The organism is Streptomyces sp. NBC_00986 (assembly GCF_045162565.1).
GTDB lineage: Bacteria > Actinomycetota > Actinomycetes > Streptomycetales > Streptomycetaceae > Streptomyces.
This window is the reverse complement of the sequence record NZ_CP108733.1, coordinates 4,878,718-4,895,190: the sequence shown is the minus strand read 5'-3', so window position 1 is coordinate 4,895,190 and position 16,473 is coordinate 4,878,718. Positions and strand designations below refer to the sequence as shown.

The window sequence follows — 16,473 nt, the reverse complement described above, 5'->3', positions numbered from 1 at the left end:
TCAGAAAGTGTGACACTTTGGCGCTTAGTGTCACACTTTTACGGAGGGGGTAGGGGGGCGGGGGGTTTTGAGCGCGGTGATGAACGGGGCCCAGGCGGGGGCGGTGAGGATGAGGGCGGGGCGGTTCGGGGCCTTTGAGTCGCGGACGGGGACGAGGCCGGGGAGGTTGGCGGCGACCTCGACGCAGTTACCGCCGCTTCCGTTGCTGTAGCTGCTCTTGAACCAGAGCGCGTCACTCAAGTCGGTCCGGTTGCTCGCCATTTCGATAGTCCTCTGCCGCTGCTTTGATCATGGCCAGGGACGCCTCCGGTGACAGCGCGACGGCCCTGAGCCGATCGTACGACCCGCGGTACTCATGTACGAGCGCAATATCGTCGACGGTGTCCCCGCTGTGCAGAGCCTCTGTGTAGAACAGCGGTGGGGCGTCGGGGAAGGCCATGATCATGGCTGAGCCGGTCATGAACGGGTGCGCCACACACTTCCGCAGAAGAACCTGCGGAGTGATCCGGCGGCGCTTCGCCAACTCCACGATCCGATCGAGTTGTTCGGCCATCTCGTGAGGCGGCAGGATCGAGTCGGTGATCAGCGACTCGTGCAGGATCACCCAGTACTGCGGGGTGTGGTGGTCCGCCTCGAAGAGGTCGGCGCGAGTCATCCGGGCGCTGACCTTCTCCTCCACCTCCTCGTCGAGGGACAGTGGGTGAGTCGCAAGGACAACTGCCCGCGCGTAGGCCGGAGTTTGGAGCAGCCCGGGGAGGAGCATCGGGCACCACTCCTCGATGGTCGTGGCGTGCTTCTCCGCGTCCAGGACCTTCTCGAAGTACTCGGCGTGACCCGCTCGGCGCGCTTTCCGTACCGACTCGCAGTTCCGCTCGAAGAAACCGTCAGTCCCCAGCTTCCGATCCGCGTGCCGAGCCAGGTCCAGCGGCATCCTCCGCTCCCCGCGCTCGATGTCGCTGAGATACGTCTTGCCGTAGAAGATGCCCTCAAGGAACGCATCCAACGACAGCCCCGCCTCCTCCCGCTTCCACCTCAACTCCTTGCCGTAGAAGGTCGGAACGCTCATCGACCCGTCGATGTCCTTGCCCCGTGCCACCACTTGCCCTCCTCCGCAGCCCCGGTCGCGAACGCGAAACCTCTTTTACGGTAGCCAGCGGAACGCCAATCTGTGAGGAGTTCGTCACAGAGCGCACAGGAGGCACTCGTTCATGTCCGACCCCTACGACACGACCCTCTGCGTGGAGGAACTCCGTGAGGCCCTCGACCAGCACGGCATCACACTCCCTTCCCTCGGCGTCGACATCCTGGCCGCCGGCCTCGTCGCGCTCGGAAACTGCAACACCGCCACGGCCCGCGAACTCGCCGCAGCCCTCCGCAAGGCGGCGGAACGGTGACCCTCGAACTCCGCCTCCTCGCCACCCCCAAGGCTGTCCCGGAACTCCGCCATCACCTCCGCCACCACACCTACGACGTCCGCCTCTGCGCAACGGAGTTGGTGACGAACGTGATCGACCACGTAGGCGACGGAACGCCGGTGACCGTCAGAGTCCTGGACACGGCTGACGGCCACACGCGCATCGAGGTCACCGACCCGGACCCGCGCGCGTTGCCCCTGCTGCTCCGGGCGACCGCGACGGACGAACACGGCCGGGGGATGGCGCTACTTGATGCGTTGGCGAGGCGGTGGGGCGTGGAGCAGGGGGCGGATCGCAAGACGGTGTGGTGCGAGCTGGATGGACTCAACAGCCTTGCCGGAAAGAGATGTTGAGGTGATCGGAGCTGAACTCAGCCCAGTTGCCGGGTCACGGCCTCGCGGGCGGCGGGGGAGAGCAGGGTGCCCGCGCGGGTGAGGAGGGCGTGCAGGCCGGGACCGTAACGCTCGGCCAGTTCCGCGTTGTGCGCCAGTACGTCCAGTTCGTTGGCGGCCGTGATTTCGAGAAACGCCCGCAACTGGTCGGCGGGTGGGCTGAGTTCGCGGCCGGTGAAGCGGTCCCGGAAGGCGAACTCCGTTGTGCCGTCGACGCGAGGGTAGACAGCGCCGCGGTCGCAGCCGGCGTAGAGGTAGACCAGCGCCTCCGCCCGCTCACCGATCAACGCGACGAGCGTGGCCCGCTCGGCGAGGGGCAGCAGCGCCGGTGCGAAGCCGTCCGTTCCGTACGTCGCGTGGCACAGCCCCGCGGTCTGGACGACGGCATCCGCTCCCCAGTCCGCCAACAGGCCCTGAACACGGCCCAGATGGGCCAACAACGTGCCACCGGGATGGGGCATCCCGTCGGCTCCCCGGTCGTGCAGGAACGCCTCGATGGCCGCGCGTCCCTTGCCCGTCAGGTGGTGCTGCTCGGTTGGTGCCATGGTTGGAGGTCCTCTCGCCGGTGGTGTCGTAACCCTGGGTCGAAACGCTGGGTCGAAGGTACGAGGTTGCCGCTGCCGTACCGGAAACTGTGATGGAGATCCACGCAAGAGGGAGAGCTGCTGTGCCCACCTTCGTAGTCTTCGACCTTGAATTCACGTCATGGCGGGGAGCGCTTGAGCAGGACTGGGGGTCACCGGGACAACTGCGCGAGATCGTGCAGATCGGCGCGCTGCGGCTACGCGAGGACTGCTCCGTCGCCGAGGAGTACGAGGCGCTGGTCCGCCCGGTGGTCAATCCCCAACTGTCCGCATACTTCACCGAACTCACCGGCATCGACCAGGAGACGCTGGACCGGGAAGGACTCCCCGCAGCGGAAGCACTCGGCGACTTCCTGGGTTTCTGCCGGGGCCAGTCCGTCCTCTCGTACGGCAACGACATGGTCGTCCTAGGCGAGAACGTCGGCTGGGCCCGATCCCGGGGCGAAGAAGTCAAGAGCGGCTTCCTGGACGCCCATTTCCTGAACATCAGACCCTGGCTGAACTCCGTCGCACCGGTGACGTCCGCATCCAACGTCGGCCGCTTGTGGCGGGACCTGGGCCTTCCGAAGCCCGCGACGGGCGAGGAACATTCAGCACTCTTCGACTGCTATTCGTTCGCTTCGGCTCTTGAGCACCTGCGCGGAAGTGGGGTGGGGTTGCCCGCGTTTCTGCCGCTCACGATCCAAGCAGCCGTCGAAGACGCCTGACTTCTTCGACCAGTTGAGGAACTGCCTCTCTGGCCATGGCTATGAACGCCGCGTTCTCGTCCCAGCGACCGTCGGCGCAGTCCACGTAGCGCGGTTGCTGTACCAGCGTCGCCGCGATCATTTCGCCTTGGTCGAACCCGGGCCACCTCTCACCCCGCCCGGTGTCCTCAGCAGTACTGACCGTCACCAGATTCATGGCGTGATCGTCATCGAGGTTCCTGACGAACCAGGGGCCCGACGTAGCGGCCGAGCACATCTCCTCAATCTCGTCGAGATCGAGTTCCGGGCTCCCTGAGCTGGGCCTTCGCGTCATCCTGGGAAACCTCCAGCAGTGCCTCGTGCTTATAGGAATCCATATCGTCCACACAGCGAGGTAGCCCCGGGCGTGTGGAGCAGAAGGTCACATGCGCGGTGAGGAGGTCGCGCATCGCCTTCCGCAGTCCAACCGGCGTGGACGATCGCACGGAACGGGTCTGGTACGTCCTCTTCCCGGGCGATGTGCTCGACCGCTTCGAATAATTCGAACATCTTGGCATTTGCTCCAGCGGTGTTCACCCCTCGTCAAGGAGCGGCATCGCGAGAAACGCCTCAACTTCGGTTTTCACATATCGGGAAAGTTCCTTCAGCCCTGCCACGATTTCTTTGAGCTCACGAGCAAGAGCAGGGAAATCACTCCAGGCACCTGCGTCCCTGGTGACTACCGAGTGCAGAAGATCGTCGTCGTACCAGCCGGCGGCGGCTTGGGCTGCCGCTGTATCTCGCAGGACCTCATGGACATTCTTGACCATGGAGGTCGCGTCTTCGGGTGGGTCCGGCCAGCGCTGAACTTCGAGTTGCTCGACTGGAAGGCTGCGGCTGACGGGCGTGGGCATTTCGTTTCCTACTCGGGGGTGTTGAGATATGCGGTTACTTTTGAAATTATAGCCGTATTGGCGACTGCTCTCACATCGGATCCGGGTGCAGAGAGGTGAATCTGTACACCTGTATCCTCCTCGATGGAAATGGTTGCCGTCATGTTGGTGGAGAAGCCGTTCAATTTCACCTCTCGCAGACCGCTAAAGGTGACTTCAATTTGCACGGTGTTGAAACCCTGAGCCGCCCACTTCCTGGGAGGGTTTTCAGGGTAGGAGGGAAGATCGAGGCGTACTCGCAACGCCGGGCCATCCCTGTGAAGGCATACCTCGTGGACATGCACGTCCAAAAGTTCGGGTGGTGAACCCTGGTAGACGGAAGTAATCCCCTCCGGGTTCTGTACAAGCGACGTCCATGTCATGTCGTCATCTCTTTCTTCTCTCTTCTCTAATATTCGTAATGCTGCGCAGTCCCAGGAACCTTACCGGTTCGCGGGTTCTCCCATGGGCGAACATTGAAGTGACTGTCTTGGTTTCCGACCCCGCCTTCCCCGAAGTCATGTCCGTGTGCGTGATCCTGAATAATTACCTTACTGCCGTCACCGCGCGTGAACACGTACTCTCGCGTCATTACCGGTTTGTTGGCGTCATCCATAACCTGTTGCCCACCGCGGTCGGTCATGGGCACCCTGCGGATCTCGTCCGGGTGCTGCGACATGGGAATATTCAGATCGCGTTTCGCCTTACGGAAGGCATCGTTCCGGCTTTCTGCCTCTACGTGCGATATCTGTTCGTCTTTGCATGCCTTGGGCGCAAGGCCGAGTGGGTCGCTCCATGTATGCGGGTTGGCTACGTAGGTGGCTGGGTTGGGTGCTGGTGAGAGTCCGAGGGGGTCGGAGGTGAGGTATCGCGCCGTCTCGGGGTCGTAATGCCGGAAGTAGTTGTAATGCAACCCCGTCTCGGGGTCGAAGTACTGGCCCGGGAAGCGGAGTGGTGTGTAGGTGGTGCTGCCCGCTGCCCAGGCTGTTGTGCCCCAGAGGGTGCTGCGGGTACGCCACGCGATGTCGCCCTGTTCGTCTATCAGTTCCGTCGGGGTGCCGACGAGGTCGGTGACGATGGCGAAGAAGCGGGAGTCGATCTCCTGTTGGGGGGTGTCCGCGGTTGTGATGCGTTCTGTCTGGGCTATGGGGTTCAGGCCCCGGTGGTCCCAGGTGAGGATCACCGGGTTGGGGAGGTCCAGGGACGTGGTGGTCTGTTCGCAGAGGGTGGTGCCGTCCCAGGTGAACGTCACCTGCTCTACGACCGTTTCGGCGTCCGCGGCCAGGCGGAACTTCGCCGTGCGGCGGCCGAGCGGGTCGTACGTGTAGCGCCACCGCGTGCCGTCCGGAGTGGTCACCTGCGTGAGGCGGTCTTCGGCGTCCCACTCGTAGCGCCACGTGTCCGGCTTGCGGGACAGGCGGGTCTTCTGGCGGAGAGTGGTGCGGCCCAACTCATCGTGTTCGTAGCGGACGTTGCCCGCGCGGGTGATACGGGTGCCCGTGTAGGCGCGGGCGCCCGTCGCTTCCTGGCCGGGGTGGCCCGTCGGCCAGTGCGCTTGCGTCTGGTTGCCCGCGTCGTCGTACGCGTACGTCTCGGTCCAGTTCGCCGCGTGGACCGCCGTCACCCGGCCCGCCGCGTCCAGGTCGAAGCGGCGGGCGCCGGAGAGTTGGTCGTCGATCGCCGTCAGGTTGCCGTCGGCTCGGTAGGTGTAGGCGCGGTGCTGGAGGGAGCGGCCGGTCGAGGCCGTCACCGACTGGGTCGTCAGGCGGCCGGCCGCGTCGAAAGTGTGCTCCAGGGTGAGCATCTCGCCCACTTGGCGGGCAAGTTCGCGGCCGACCTCGTCGTACGTGAAGTCGATGGAACGGCCCGAGGCCGTCATGCCGGTGCGGCGACCGGTGGCGTCGTACGACCAGGTCGTGGTCCCGCCGGTCGGGGTCGTACGGCCGGTGCGGCGGCCGAACTCGTCGTACGCGTACGTCAGTTCGCGGCCGTCGACCGTCTCCGAGCGGACTCGGCCGTGGCGGTCGCGCAGGATCGTCAGGGCGGTGTCCGGGCCGGTCGCCTGGGCGAGTTGGTCCGTCATGTCGTAGGCGTACGTGGTGACTTGGCCGGCCGCGTTCTTGCGGGTCACCTGGCCCAGTGCGTTGCGGTCGAACTCGATGACCTGGCCGAGCGTGTTCGTGCGGGTGGTCAGTCGGCCGGTCGCGTCGTGGGCGTAGGTGAGGGTGCGGTCGTCGAAGTCCGTTTCCGTGGTCAGTCGGCCGGCCGCGTCGTAGGCGTAACTCCACGTCAGGCCTTGGGGGTTGGTGACCCGGGTGAGGTTCAGTTCGGTGTCGTGGGTGAAGTCGTGGCGCACGCCGTCCGGGCCCGTGCGGGACGTCAGCAGGTCGAAGTGCGTGTACTCGAAGTGGGAGACGCCGCCCAATGCGTCCGTGTGGGTGGTGCAGTTGCCCTCGCCGTCGTACGTCCAGGACTCCGTCGTGCCGTCCGGTGCCGTGCGGTGGGACAGATGGCCCTCGGTCGTCCACGCCAGGCGAGTGACCGCACCGGTCGGGTCCGTGAGTGTTACAGGTCTGCCGAAACTGTCACGTTCGTAGCGGGAGACCCTGCCGAGGGGGTCTGTGATCTCCAGCGGGAGGCCGGTGCGGTCGCACCGGATCGTGGTTGTCAGGCCGAAGGGGTCGGCCACCGTCGTGAGGTGGCCCGCCTCGTTGTACGTGAAGTGGGTGGTGTGCCCGAGGGAGTCCGTCACCGAGGTGCGGTTGCCGCGGTCGTCGTAGGACTGGCGCACGGTCGTGCCGTCGGGGTTCACCAGCCTTGTCGGCAGGCCGAGTTCGTTGTACTCGGCTCGCGCCTCGCGTCCGTCGGGGCGGGTGACCGTGAGCAGGTTGCCGGTCTCGTCGTAGCGGAAGGCGGTGGTGTGGCCGAGCGGGTCGGCGCGGGAGAGGAGGCGGTTGTGGCGGTCGCGCCGGTAGCGGGTGACCGAGCCCGTCTCGTCGATCTCGGCCGTCACCTGTGCGCGGTCGTTGACCAGGTAACGGGCCGTGTGGCCGCGTGAGTTGGTGATCGCCGTGACGCGGTCGCCCGTCTCCGGGGCGGTCGTGTCGTAGGTGAAGGCGGAGTTGAGGTGGCCTGCCACGCCCGACTGGTGGGTGCAGCGGTCCCGGTCGTCGTAGACGTAGTCGAAGCGGCTGCCGTTGGTGTCCGTCCACGACGTGATGCGGCCGTGTTCGTCGCAGTCGAAGTGGAGTGGAATTCCTGATGAGTTGGTCACCTCGGTGAGGTGGCCGTCGGTGTAGCCGTAGCGGAGGATCTCCTGGGCCGGGCCGTCGCCTGCCGCGCCGGTCGTCAGGTGCAGGGCGGTTATTCGTCCATGCGCCGTGGTGAACCTCAGTTCGTGGCCGCCGCTGTGGGCGATGCCGAGCGGGGCGCCCTCCGCGTCGTACTCGAAAGTGATCCAGTTTCCGTTGCGGTCGTCGAGCTGTTCCAGCACCGCCAAGTCGGCCCCGCTGTCGGCGAAGTGCCGCACTCGGCCGGAGTCCGGGTCCGTGATCGTGTAGCCGCCGTCCTCCCGGTTCAGGGGCCAGCGCGGGCCGTGGTCGGGGAGGGTGGGCAGGCCCGGGGCCGGGTGCGGGTAGGTCAGCAGCAGGCCGTCCTCGGCGATGAGCACGACACCCTCCGCGTCGATCTCCAGACGCTGGTCCACCGTCGACGACCACGTGGGACCGAACCAACGGCCGGACCGATAGGCCGAGTTGAACGACCGTTTGAGGACGAGTGGCAGCGAGCCCGGCAGGGAGAGGTCGGTCTGGGGCAGGACCATGTGGCCCGTGGCGACATCAATGGGGTCCCGCTCGCAGACCGTCTCCTCCGGGCGACGGCTGACGCCCTCGGGGTTCTCCGTCGCGCCCTTGCGCCCGGCGCCCGCCGCATCCCCGGCCGCATCCCTCGCCGACCGCTGCACCCCCGACTCGACCGCGCTCTCCATCCCCTCCTTGAGCGCGGCCCGCCCGAACGCCGCCTCCAGGCCCGCCCCGTCACCGAAGAGATTGGGGAGGAACCGGCCCGTCCCCTCGGACGGGTCCTTCATGAAGTCGTCCAGCATCGTCTTCGCGGCCCGTTCCGGATGCGCGGCCGTCGAAACCAGGCCCGCCAGCGTCATGTTGACGTTCTGGACGTACGCGGCGGGGTGCGTGATGTTGTACGGGTCCATCGGGTTGAGGCCGCGGGCGAAGGTGAGGATGCCCGCCGTGCCCTTCACCACCCCGGCGTCGAAGTGCAGGATCTCCGTGTTGACGGCCTGGTAGCCGTCGACCGCGTCCGCCTTCAACCGGGCCAGTGGGGGTGGTTCGGCGGGGGCGTGGGCCAGGGCCTTGCGGACCGCGCTCGCCGCCGTGCGGGCGGCCTCGTCGCGTTGGCGGCGGGCCTCGTTCAGGATCTCGTGGGCGCGTTGTACGGCGGCTGCGCCCGGGTCGGTCGACGGCTCCTGTTGCTTGCCCCCGTCGTCCTTCTTCAGATCGGCCTTGTAGGCGTCGGACGCCTTCTTGCCCGGGCCGTACAAGTCGATCGCGTCCCGCGCCTGCCCCTGCGCCCACTCCACCGTCTCCGCGTACGACGACAGCGCCTTGCCCGCCGCGTCGCAGGCGTCCGCCGCCTGGAGCCACTTCGTGGGGTGCATGGCGAACTTCTTGCGGAACGCCTCCGCCGATTCGCCCTGCCAGGACGACGAGTCGAGCTTGCGCATGCCGTCGCCGACCTTGTCGAAGGCCGTGCAGAAGTCGGTCAGGTGCTTGGCGGTCGCGCGGATCGCCTTCGCGTCGCCATGGAGCAGGTCCTTCGGCTGGTCGCTCTGGCCCAACTGCTGCTCGGCCGGGGTCGCGCCCAGGTCCGAGGCGATGCGGTCGCCCGCGTTCTCGACCTTGTTCGCGAGGTCGTGCGCGCCGACCTTGTCCAGCGCGTCGCCGGCGGCGTTCGTGCCCTGGTCGACCAGCTCGCCCGTGAGCTTCTTGCCCTCGTCGACCACCTCGCCAACCTTGCCCAGCCCTGAGTTGACCAGATCGCCGATCCCCATCAGCCCGCGTCCCCGCCCTGCTGAGCCTCCGCCGCCTTCGCCCGTTCCTCCGGTGACGGGCCCAACGGGCCGTCGAGCATGTCGTTGTACTCGTCACCGCTCAGCCCCGCCGCGCTCGCCAGGTTCGCCGGGTTGAGGCCCGGGCCCAGCGGGCTGAACGTGTGCGAGGTCATCACGTCCCGCGCCGCGTCCTTGTACGCCTGCCCGCTGTTGTCCAGCGCCTTGTCCATGGACTCGGCGCTGAAGTCGACGCCGCCCGTGTACTCGTTGTTGCGCACGAGGTCGCCCCAGCTCTGCTTGGTGACGTCGTCCTCCGACGCGTACGGGTTGCCCATTCCCGCGTTCACCACGATCTTCATCGTGCCCTGGACGTACTGGTCCATCTCGTAGAGCGTGCCCGCCGAAAGACCCACGCCCGTCGCGAAGTTGTTGCCCTCGTTCACCAGCGCGCGCACGCCCCACTCCCAGCGTTCGCAGAACGACGTGAACCCCGACAGCAGCTCCTCGTTGCCCAACTCCAGTCCGGAGAGGGCAAGTTCCGAAAAGCCGCGGCCCGCTCCCGCCAGGCTGTCGATGCCCAGGTCCTTCAACTCGCCCAGCACCAGGGTGATCCCCTGCGCTATCTCGTCGAGCCCGGCCGCCTTGATTTCCTTGCCCGCGTCCCCGCTCATCCCCGTATCCCCTCCGCGTCGACCGCCGCCGCCTCCGGCACGATCCCCAACACCGGTGGAAACAGCGCCCCTTCGCCCTCGGTGCCCACATCCAGCGCCACTCCGCACGGCACACCCACCGCACTCACAGCCGGCACCGTCGCGTCCAACAGGCGGGCTCCCAGTAGCCGTTGATACGGCCACTGCCGCTCGCCTTCACCCCTCGCGATCGCGAACCTCGCCAACGCCGACTCGTTGGAAAACGCGTAGATCCACCGGATACCGCCGAAATCGCCGACCAGGGGTGCCTCGTCCTCATCCGTCGGCACCAGTACCGCCGTACGACGGAACTCGCCCAGCAGCACCGCGAATTCGTGCCGCCCGCGCGCCGCGACGTCGTCGCTGATCAGAGGCTCGGAGTCGCCGGCGGATACGCGAGGTGGACCTGCAGGTGCGGGAGATGGACCCGCCTCGCCCATCTCCGCGTAGTCCAGCAGCCGGGACCGTCGTACGCCCCCGGCCTCCCCGCTGGTCTCCCTGCCGTTCTGCATGTCGTTTCCCCCGCGATCGGACATGGGTGAAATCATCACACCAGCACATCGCGTACGGCAACGCGGATGCCCGCGACAGGCCCAGGTCGGTCCCGTAAACGCCGTAAAACGGTATAGAGCGCAACCCCATTGACAGCCCTGCGCGGGCTCATTCTTTGGCCATGGACAGCCTTCTCATCGTTCTCTTATGTCGGCCTTATGGCATCATCACGCGCCGTACCTAGCTTGCGGGCCATGTTCTTCACCTACCTGAGGCGCGAGTTGCGCCGCCGCAGAAAAGCGGCCCTCGTCGTCGCCTCCGGCCTCGCACTGGGCATTGCGCTGGTCATCGTGGTCAACTCCGTGTCCTCCGGCATGGGGAAGGCACAGGACAAGGTCCTCCAGTCGCTGTACGGACTCGGTACGGACATGACCGTCACCAAGGCGGCCACGCCCACGGCCAGCGGCTCGCAGCAGCCGCGGTTCCAGTTCGACGCCAACAACAACGGCGACAGCAAGACGCAGAGCAGCGACCGCGTCATGGTCCAGGGCTTCACCACCCTGGCCTCCACCACCGTCACCAAGGTGGCGGGGCAGAAGGGCGTCTCCGACGCCGTCGGTGGGCTCAGCCTCAACGTCGTCAAGGTCGACGGGCAGTTCACCCGCGGCCAGTTCCAGCAGAACCAGGGGAGCGGCACCGGGGGCGGCGGCAATCGCGGCGGCGGCACCGGCGCGCCGCAGGGCTCGGTCACCGGCGGTGGCGCCAACTTCAACATCAACGCGTACACGGTCTACGGCACGGACGTCACCAAGCCCGCACTGGGCCCGCTGACCTCCTCGAAGATCACCAGCGGCCGTACCTTCACCACCGCCGAGGCCAACTCCAAGGTCGTGGTCGCCGACTCGGCGTACGCCAAGACGAAGAAGCTCAAGGTCGGCTCGACCGTCACCATCAAGAGCGTCAAGTACAAGGTCATCGGTATCGCCACCGCCACCAGCGGCGACGCGGCGGCCAACCTGTACATCCCGCTGACGCAGGCGCAGACCCTGAGCGGTGACAAGAACAAGGTCACCACGATCTACGTCAAGGCGACCGACTCCAAGCAGATCTCGGCCGTCAAGAAGACCATCACGAGCAATGTCTCGGGTACGACGGTCACTACGTCCGCCGATCTCGCCGACACCGTCTCCGGTTCCCTGTCCACCGCCTCCTCCCTCGCCACCAGCGTCGGCAAGTGGCTGTCGATCGCGGTCCTGATCGCCGCGTTCCTGGTCGCCGGTCTGCTCACTTCCTCGGCGGTCTCGCGCCGCGTGCGGGAGTTCGGCACGCTGAAGGCGCTCGGCTGGAAGTCCGGCCGGGTGACCCGGCAGGTGGTCGGCGAGGCGGTCGTCAACGGTCTGGTCGGCGGCGTCCTCGGCATCGCGCTCGGCCTGGCGGGCGCGTACGTCGTGACCGCGATCAGCCCGACCCTCTCCGCCTCCCTCGGCAACACCGCGGCGGGCGGCCGTACGGGCGGACCCGGCGGTGGCGGCGGCGGTGGCTTCGGCGGCGGCCGACAGGCCGCGGCCAAGACCCTCGACGTGGCACTCACCGCCCCCGTCAACGCCACCACCATCGCCCTCGCGGTAGGCCTCGCCGTGGCCGGCGGCCTGATCGCCGGAGCCTTCGGCGGCTGGCGCGCGTCGCGACTCCGCCCGGCGGACGCCCTGCGCAGGGTCGAGTAGCAGACCTGGCGAAGTCAACTGCGGTCCGGCAGTGCGCTTTCAAGGGGCGCTGGGAACTGCGCGACCAGCCACGACGCGCCCGCAGACGACTGACGGCGCCCAAACCCTTTTACTTCCCCAGGAGTTGCACCATGTACGAACTAAGAGGCGTCACCAAGCTCTACTCACGCGGCAAGGAAACCGTCCACGCCCTCGACGGCATCGACCTCACCATCGGCGACGGCGACCGCCTGGTCATCCAGGGCCCGACCGGCGGCGGCAAGTCCACCCTGCTCCAGATGATCGGCGCCCTCGACCGCCCCACCGCGGGCGAAATCGTCCTGGACGGCGTCGACTTGGCGAAGCTGTCGGAGGCCAAGCTCACCAAGGTCCGCAGCGAGAACATCGGCTTCGTGTTCCAGTCCTTCAACCTGATCCCGACGCTCACCGCCCAGGAGAACGTCGAGACCGCCCTCGTACCGCTCGGCGTGAAGACGAAGGAACGGCGTCAACGCGCCGCCGACGCACTGGTGTCGGTGGGACTCGGCGAGCGCCTCGGCCACCTCCCCGGCGAGATGTCCGGAGGCCAGCAGCAGCGCGTGGCCATCGCCCGCGCGCTCGTGAAGCAGCCCAAGGTGCTGCTCGCCGACGAACCGACCGGCAACCTCGACGAGTCGATGCGCGACGAGATCATGGACGTACTGGAGCGCATGTGGAAGGAGCACGGGCTGACCTTCATCATGGTCACCCACGACTCCGCCATCGCGAAGAAGGCCCCGCGCCTCGCCACCATCCGCAAGGGCAAGATCACGGTGAAGGAGAACGCCGCGTCGAAGTAACTCGGCCTCCACACAAGGTAGTTCGGCGCTCAGATGAGTGACTCGGCGGCCCCCTACCGGAGTTCGCGCACGCTTCACCCGTCAACTGCGTAACGGAGTCCGGGCGGCGGCGTAACAGTTCACGGCTGCGCTTTCTTACCCTCCTCTCATCTCTTGAGCGGCTGATCACCCCTCGGCATACTGCGTATTCCGGGGGGTGTAGCGCACAGGTGTGCGGGCTTTCCCCCGGTCGGGTGAACGGGGAATTCGCCCGGTACCTCAGCTCCAGGGGGAGCCTTGCGCAGACACGTGAAGAGAGCGTGCGCGGCCACCGTCGCCGCGTCCGCCGCCGTAGCCCTCGCCGCCGGAATGACCACCCCGGCGTCGGCGAAGCCCGAACAGCGTGCGGCCGGTGCCGCGCAACTCGGTGCCGCACAGGCCCGGCTCAAGGGTGACCACCACATCACCCTGATCACCGGCGACCGCGTCACCGTCGACGCGAAGGGCCGGGTCGCCGGTCTGGAGCCGGCAAAGGGCCGTGAACACATACCTGTTCAGGTCCGCAAGCTCGACGGGCACACGCTCGTCATACCCGTGGACGCGGCCCAACTGGTCGCGTCCGGCAAGCTCGACCAGCGGCTCTTCGACGTCACCGAGCTCAACAAGTCGGCGGAACGCGCCTCCCAGAAGGCCGGCCTGAAGGTCATCGTCGGCTACCAGGGCGCCGCCACCGCCACCAAGGCCGACGTCCGGGACGCGGGCAGGCTGCGCCAGTCCCTGAAGACCCTGAACGCCGACGCCGTGCAGACCCCGCAGCAGGACACGCCCGAGCTGTGGAAGGCCGTCACCAACGGCGACAAGTCGGCCGCCGGTATCGCGCACGTCTGGCTCGACGGTGTCCGCAGGGCCAGCCTCGACAAGTCCGTGCCGCAGATCGGCGCCCCGACGGCGTGGGCGGCCGGCTACACGGGCAAGGGCGTCAAGATCGCCGTACTGGACACGGGAGTCGACGCCGACCACCCGGACCTGAAGACCCAGGTGATCGAGTCCAAGAACTTCTCCACGGCCGCCGACGCGAACGACCACTTCGGGCACGGCACGCATGTCGCGTCCATCGCCGCGGGCACCGGCGCCAAGTCGAACGGCAAGTACAAGGGCGTCGCGCCCGACGCGAAGATCCTCAACGGCAAGGTCCTCGACGACAGCGGCTCCGGTGACGACTCCGGCATCCTCGCCGGCATGGAGTGGGCGGCCCAACAGGGCGCCGACATCGTCAACTTGAGCCTCGGCGGCCAGGACACCCCGGGGATCGACCCGTTGGAGGCGGAGGTCAACAAGCTCTCCGCCGAGAAGGGCATCCTGTTCGCGATCGCCGCGGGCAACGAGGGCCCCCAGTCGATCGGTTCGCCCGGCAGCGCGGACGCGGCCATCACGGTCGGCGCGGTCGACGGCAACGACAAGCTCGCCGACTTCTCCTCCACCGGCCCGCGCGTCGGCGACGGCGCCATCAAGCCGGACGTCACCGCGCCGGGCGTCGACATCACCGCAGCCGCGGCCCCGGGCAGCGTCATCGACCAGGAGGTCGGCGAGAACCCGCCCGGCTACCTGACCATTTCGGGTACGTCGATGGCGACCCCGCACGTCGCCGGTGCTGCCGCCATCCTCAAGCAGGAACACCCCACGTGGGGCTACGCCGAGCTGAAGGGCGCGCTCACCGGGTCCGCGAAGGGCGGCAACTACACGCCGTTCCAGCAGGGTTCGGGCCGGATCGCCGTCGACAAGGCCATCAAGCAGAACGTCATCGCCGACCCCGTGTCGGAGAGCTTCGGCGTCCAGCAGTGGCCGCACACCGACGACACCCCGGTCACCAAGCAGGTCACCTACCGCAACCTCGGCACCGCGGCCGTCACCCTCAAGCTCACCGTGGCCGCCACCAACCCCAAGGGCCAGGCGGCTCCTTCGGGCTTCTTCAAGCTCGCCAAGACGTCGGTGACCGTACCGGCCGGCGGTACGGCCTCGGTCGGTCTGACCGTCAACACCAAGCTCGGCGGCACGCTGGACGGCGCCTACTCCGCGTACGTGACGGCGACGGGCGGCGGGCAGAGCGTCCGTACGGCCGCGGCCGTGGTGCGTGAAATCCAGTCGTACGACCTCACGTTGAAGTTCATCAACCGTGACGGCAGCCCCGCGAAGTACTACACGGCCTCGGTGGCGGGCCTGTCCGGCCTCGGCGCCGGCGGTTACTTCGCCCCCTACGACGAGTCGGGCACCGTCAAGGTCCGTGTCCCCAAGGGCGGTTACGTCCTCGACACCGGGATCTTCGTGGACCCGGAGGACTTCACCAAGGGCGCCGACTGGATCGCCCAGCCCAAGCTGGACATCACCAAGAACACCTCGGTCACCATCGACGCCCGCAAGGCCAAGCCGGTCGACGTCACGGTGCCGGACGCGGCCGCCAAGTCGTCCTTCGCGGCCCCGGGTTACTCGGTCGAGACGTCCGACGGCGGCGTCTCCTTCGGCTGGTTCCTGGAGACGTACGCCAACTTCCGCTCCGCGCACCTCGGTCCGCAGATCACCGACGGTTCGCTGTCCGAGCAGTGGGACGCGCACTTCACCAAGGGCACCGACGAGCAGTACGACACCACGACCGGCGGCAAGGTCAAGCAGCTCGCCACCGGCTACACCAAGCACTACAAGGCGAGTGAACTCGCCACGGTGAAGGGCCGACTGGGCGCCGCGGCGAGCGGCAAGACCGGTCTGTTCTACGCCTTCGGCTATCTGCCCGACGGCGGTGGCGCCTCCGCCGCCGCCTTCCCGCAGCCGCTGCCCGGCACCCGCACACTGCACGTCTCCACCATCAACGGCGTCCAGTGGGAGCTGGACTTCGAGCAGGACGGCGCGCTCGGCCCGGACGGCTTCCCGGTCTCCGAGTCCTTCTACGTCTCGAACGACCTGGAGACCTTCAAGGCCGGCCGGACGTACACCAGGACCTTCAACACGGCGGTCTTCGGCCCGCACCTCGACGACGTCTACGGTGTGTACCGCAACGGCAACGAGATCTCCGGGATCGTGCCGCTGTTCGCCGACTCCGCGCAGCACGCGGGCTCGTCGTTGTTCACCTCGGTCAACACGACCCTGTACCGCAACGGCACGAAGGTGGGCTCCAACCAGGACCCGCTGCTCGGCGAGGGCGTGTTCAAGGTCCCGGCCGCCAACGCCTCGTACAAGCTGACCACTTCGGTCATCCGCAGCGTCAAGGTCGCCGCCGCCTCCACCCAGATCGACGCGAGCTGGACGTTCTCCTCGAAGAAGCCGACCGGCTCCGCCGTGGCCCAACTCCCGGTCTCCACAGCCCGGTTCAACGCGACGACCGGCCTGGACAGCCGTGTCGCGGCGGGCAAGAAGGCGACGATCCCGGTCACCGTCGAGGGCGCGGCAGCCGGCCGCAACCTCAAGTCCCTGGGTGTGTGGGTGTCGTACGACTACGGCCAGACCTGGAAGAAGGTCACCGTCGTCAACGGCAAGATCACCGTCACCAACCCGGCCAAGGGCAAGGCCATCTCGTTCCACGCGAAGATCGCCGACAAGAAGGGCAACAAGTCGACGATCTCGATCTACAACGCCTACTACGGCAAGTGAGCCGCGGAATGTGTTGAGTTGAGTGGCGTACGGCCCGCCGGAAGTTCACCTTCCGGCGGGCCGTCCGTGTTTT

At 67.2% G+C, this 16,473-nt stretch carries 15 protein-coding genes; 6 read left to right on the top strand and 9 right to left on the bottom strand.

Going from position 1 to position 16,473, the window contains the following annotated elements; genetic code table 11:
• Positions 1–30: 30 nt before the first annotated feature.
• Both OG504_RS21290 and OG504_RS21285 read right to left on the bottom strand, forming a co-directional pair.
• Positions 31–261 carry a DUF397 domain-containing protein gene (locus OG504_RS21290; protein ID WP_405991261.1) on the bottom strand — a complete coding sequence of 77 codons (231 nt, stop codon included), beginning with the start codon at positions 259–261 and terminating at the stop codon, positions 31–33.
• Positions 233–1,096, bottom strand: coding sequence for a helix-turn-helix domain-containing protein (locus OG504_RS21285; RefSeq protein WP_405991260.1), 864 nt, complete (start codon positions 1,094–1,096; stop codon positions 233–235). The genes OG504_RS21290 and OG504_RS21285 overlap by 29 nt, the downstream gene beginning before the upstream one ends.
• A 112-nt stretch (positions 1,097–1,208) precedes the next feature.
• Here OG504_RS21285 and OG504_RS21280 point away from each other — a divergent pair, with 112 nt between their 5' ends.
• Together OG504_RS21280 and OG504_RS21275 are read left to right on the top strand one after the other, a co-directional pair.
• Entirely contained in the window at positions 1,209–1,394 is a 186-nt protein-coding gene (locus OG504_RS21280) for a hypothetical protein (protein WP_405991259.1), read from the top strand.
• Entirely contained in the window at positions 1,391–1,768 is a 378-nt protein-coding gene (locus OG504_RS21275) for an ATP-binding protein (protein ID WP_405991258.1), read from the top strand. The genes OG504_RS21280 and OG504_RS21275 overlap by 4 nt, the downstream gene beginning before the upstream one ends.
• A gap of 17 nt (positions 1,769–1,785) precedes the next feature.
• Here the strand turns inward: OG504_RS21275 and OG504_RS21270 are convergent, their stop codons facing one another.
• Complete coding sequence (locus OG504_RS21270) at positions 1,786–2,352, bottom strand: DUF6817 domain-containing protein (RefSeq protein WP_405991257.1); 567 nt, start codon at positions 2,350–2,352, stop codon at positions 1,786–1,788.
• Between the two features lie 122 nt (positions 2,353–2,474).
• Here OG504_RS21270 and OG504_RS21265 point away from each other — a divergent pair, with 122 nt between their 5' ends.
• Positions 2,475–3,098: an exonuclease domain-containing protein gene (locus OG504_RS21265; protein ID WP_405991256.1), complete on the top strand. Its 624-nt coding sequence runs from the start codon at positions 2,475–2,477 to the stop codon at positions 3,096–3,098.
• On the opposite strand, the gene OG504_RS21260 is transcribed toward OG504_RS21265, so the two are convergent.
• From OG504_RS21260 to OG504_RS21235, 6 genes are all read right to left on the bottom strand, one after another.
• Positions 3,067–3,411 (bottom strand): hypothetical protein, encoded by a 345-nt coding sequence (locus tag OG504_RS21260; protein WP_405991255.1) that lies wholly within the window; start codon positions 3,409–3,411, stop codon positions 3,067–3,069. The two genes, OG504_RS21265 and OG504_RS21260, sit on opposite strands and share 32 nt — an antisense overlap.
• Positions 3,412–3,649: 238 nt before the next feature.
• Positions 3,650–3,970, bottom strand: coding sequence for a hypothetical protein (locus tag OG504_RS21255; RefSeq protein ID WP_405991254.1), 321 nt, complete (start codon positions 3,968–3,970; stop codon positions 3,650–3,652).
• 8 nt (positions 3,971–3,978) lie between these two features.
• Positions 3,979–4,371 (bottom strand): Imm50 family immunity protein, encoded by a 393-nt coding sequence (locus tag OG504_RS21250; RefSeq protein WP_405991253.1) that lies wholly within the window; start codon positions 4,369–4,371, stop codon positions 3,979–3,981.
• A gap of 26 nt (positions 4,372–4,397) precedes the next feature.
• Positions 4,398–9,059: a putative T7SS-secreted protein gene (locus OG504_RS21245; RefSeq protein ID WP_405991252.1), complete on the bottom strand. Its 4,662-nt coding sequence runs from the start codon at positions 9,057–9,059 to the stop codon at positions 4,398–4,400.
• On the bottom strand, positions 9,059–9,730 hold the full coding sequence (locus OG504_RS21240; RefSeq protein ID WP_405991251.1) for a hypothetical protein: 672 nt from the start codon (positions 9,728–9,730) through the stop codon (positions 9,059–9,061). Before OG504_RS21240 ends, OG504_RS21245 begins: the two co-directional genes overlap by 1 nt.
• Entirely contained in the window at positions 9,727–10,284 is a 558-nt protein-coding gene (locus OG504_RS21235) for a hypothetical protein (protein ID WP_405991250.1), read from the bottom strand. The genes OG504_RS21240 and OG504_RS21235 overlap by 4 nt, the downstream gene beginning before the upstream one ends.
• 210 nt (positions 10,285–10,494) lie before the next feature.
• Here OG504_RS21235 and OG504_RS21230 point away from each other — a divergent pair, with 210 nt between their 5' ends.
• The 3 genes from OG504_RS21230 to OG504_RS21220 all read left to right on the top strand — a co-directional run bounded on the left by OG504_RS21230 (position 10,495) and on the right by OG504_RS21220 (position 16,400).
• Positions 10,495–11,964: an ABC transporter permease gene (locus OG504_RS21230; RefSeq protein WP_405991249.1), complete on the top strand. Its 1,470-nt coding sequence runs from the start codon at positions 10,495–10,497 to the stop codon at positions 11,962–11,964.
• A gap of 131 nt (positions 11,965–12,095) precedes the next feature.
• On the top strand, positions 12,096–12,782 hold the full coding sequence (locus OG504_RS21225; protein ID WP_262056004.1) for an ABC transporter ATP-binding protein: 687 nt from the start codon (positions 12,096–12,098) through the stop codon (positions 12,780–12,782).
• 288 nt (positions 12,783–13,070) lie between these two features.
• A complete protein-coding gene (locus OG504_RS21220) occupies positions 13,071–16,400 on the top strand; it encodes a S8 family peptidase (RefSeq protein WP_405996391.1) in 3,330 nt (1,109 codons plus the stop codon).
• Positions 16,401–16,473: the final 73 nt, after the last annotated feature.

Coding starts and splice junctions, on each gene's coding strand:
- OG504_RS21270 (WP_405991257.1), bottom strand. CDS start 2,352: ATGGCACCAACCGAGCAGCACCACCTGACGGGCAAGGGACGCGCGGCC.
- OG504_RS21230 (WP_405991249.1), top strand. CDS start 10,495: ATGTTCTTCACCTACCTGAGGCGCGAGTTGCGCCGCCGCAGAAAAGCG.
- OG504_RS21245 (WP_405991252.1), bottom strand. CDS start 9,059: ATGGGGATCGGCGATCTGGTCAACTCAGGGCTGGGCAAGGTTGGCGAG.
- OG504_RS21235 (WP_405991250.1), bottom strand. CDS start 10,284: ATGTCCGATCGCGGGGGAAACGACATGCAGAACGGCAGGGAGACCAGC.
- OG504_RS21280 (WP_405991259.1), top strand. CDS start 1,209: ATGTCCGACCCCTACGACACGACCCTCTGCGTGGAGGAACTCCGTGAG.
- OG504_RS21255 (WP_405991254.1), bottom strand. CDS start 3,970: ATGCCCACGCCCGTCAGCCGCAGCCTTCCAGTCGAGCAACTCGAAGTT.
- OG504_RS21240 (WP_405991251.1), bottom strand. CDS start 9,730: ATGAGCGGGGACGCGGGCAAGGAAATCAAGGCGGCCGGGCTCGACGAG.
- OG504_RS21225 (WP_262056004.1), top strand. CDS start 12,096: ATGTACGAACTAAGAGGCGTCACCAAGCTCTACTCACGCGGCAAGGAA.
- OG504_RS21250 (WP_405991253.1), bottom strand. CDS start 4,371: ATGACATGGACGTCGCTTGTACAGAACCCGGAGGGGATTACTTCCGTC.
- OG504_RS21290 (WP_405991261.1), bottom strand. CDS start 261: ATGGCGAGCAACCGGACCGACTTGAGTGACGCGCTCTGGTTCAAGAGC.
- OG504_RS21260 (WP_405991255.1), bottom strand. CDS start 3,411: ATGACGCGAAGGCCCAGCTCAGGGAGCCCGGAACTCGATCTCGACGAG.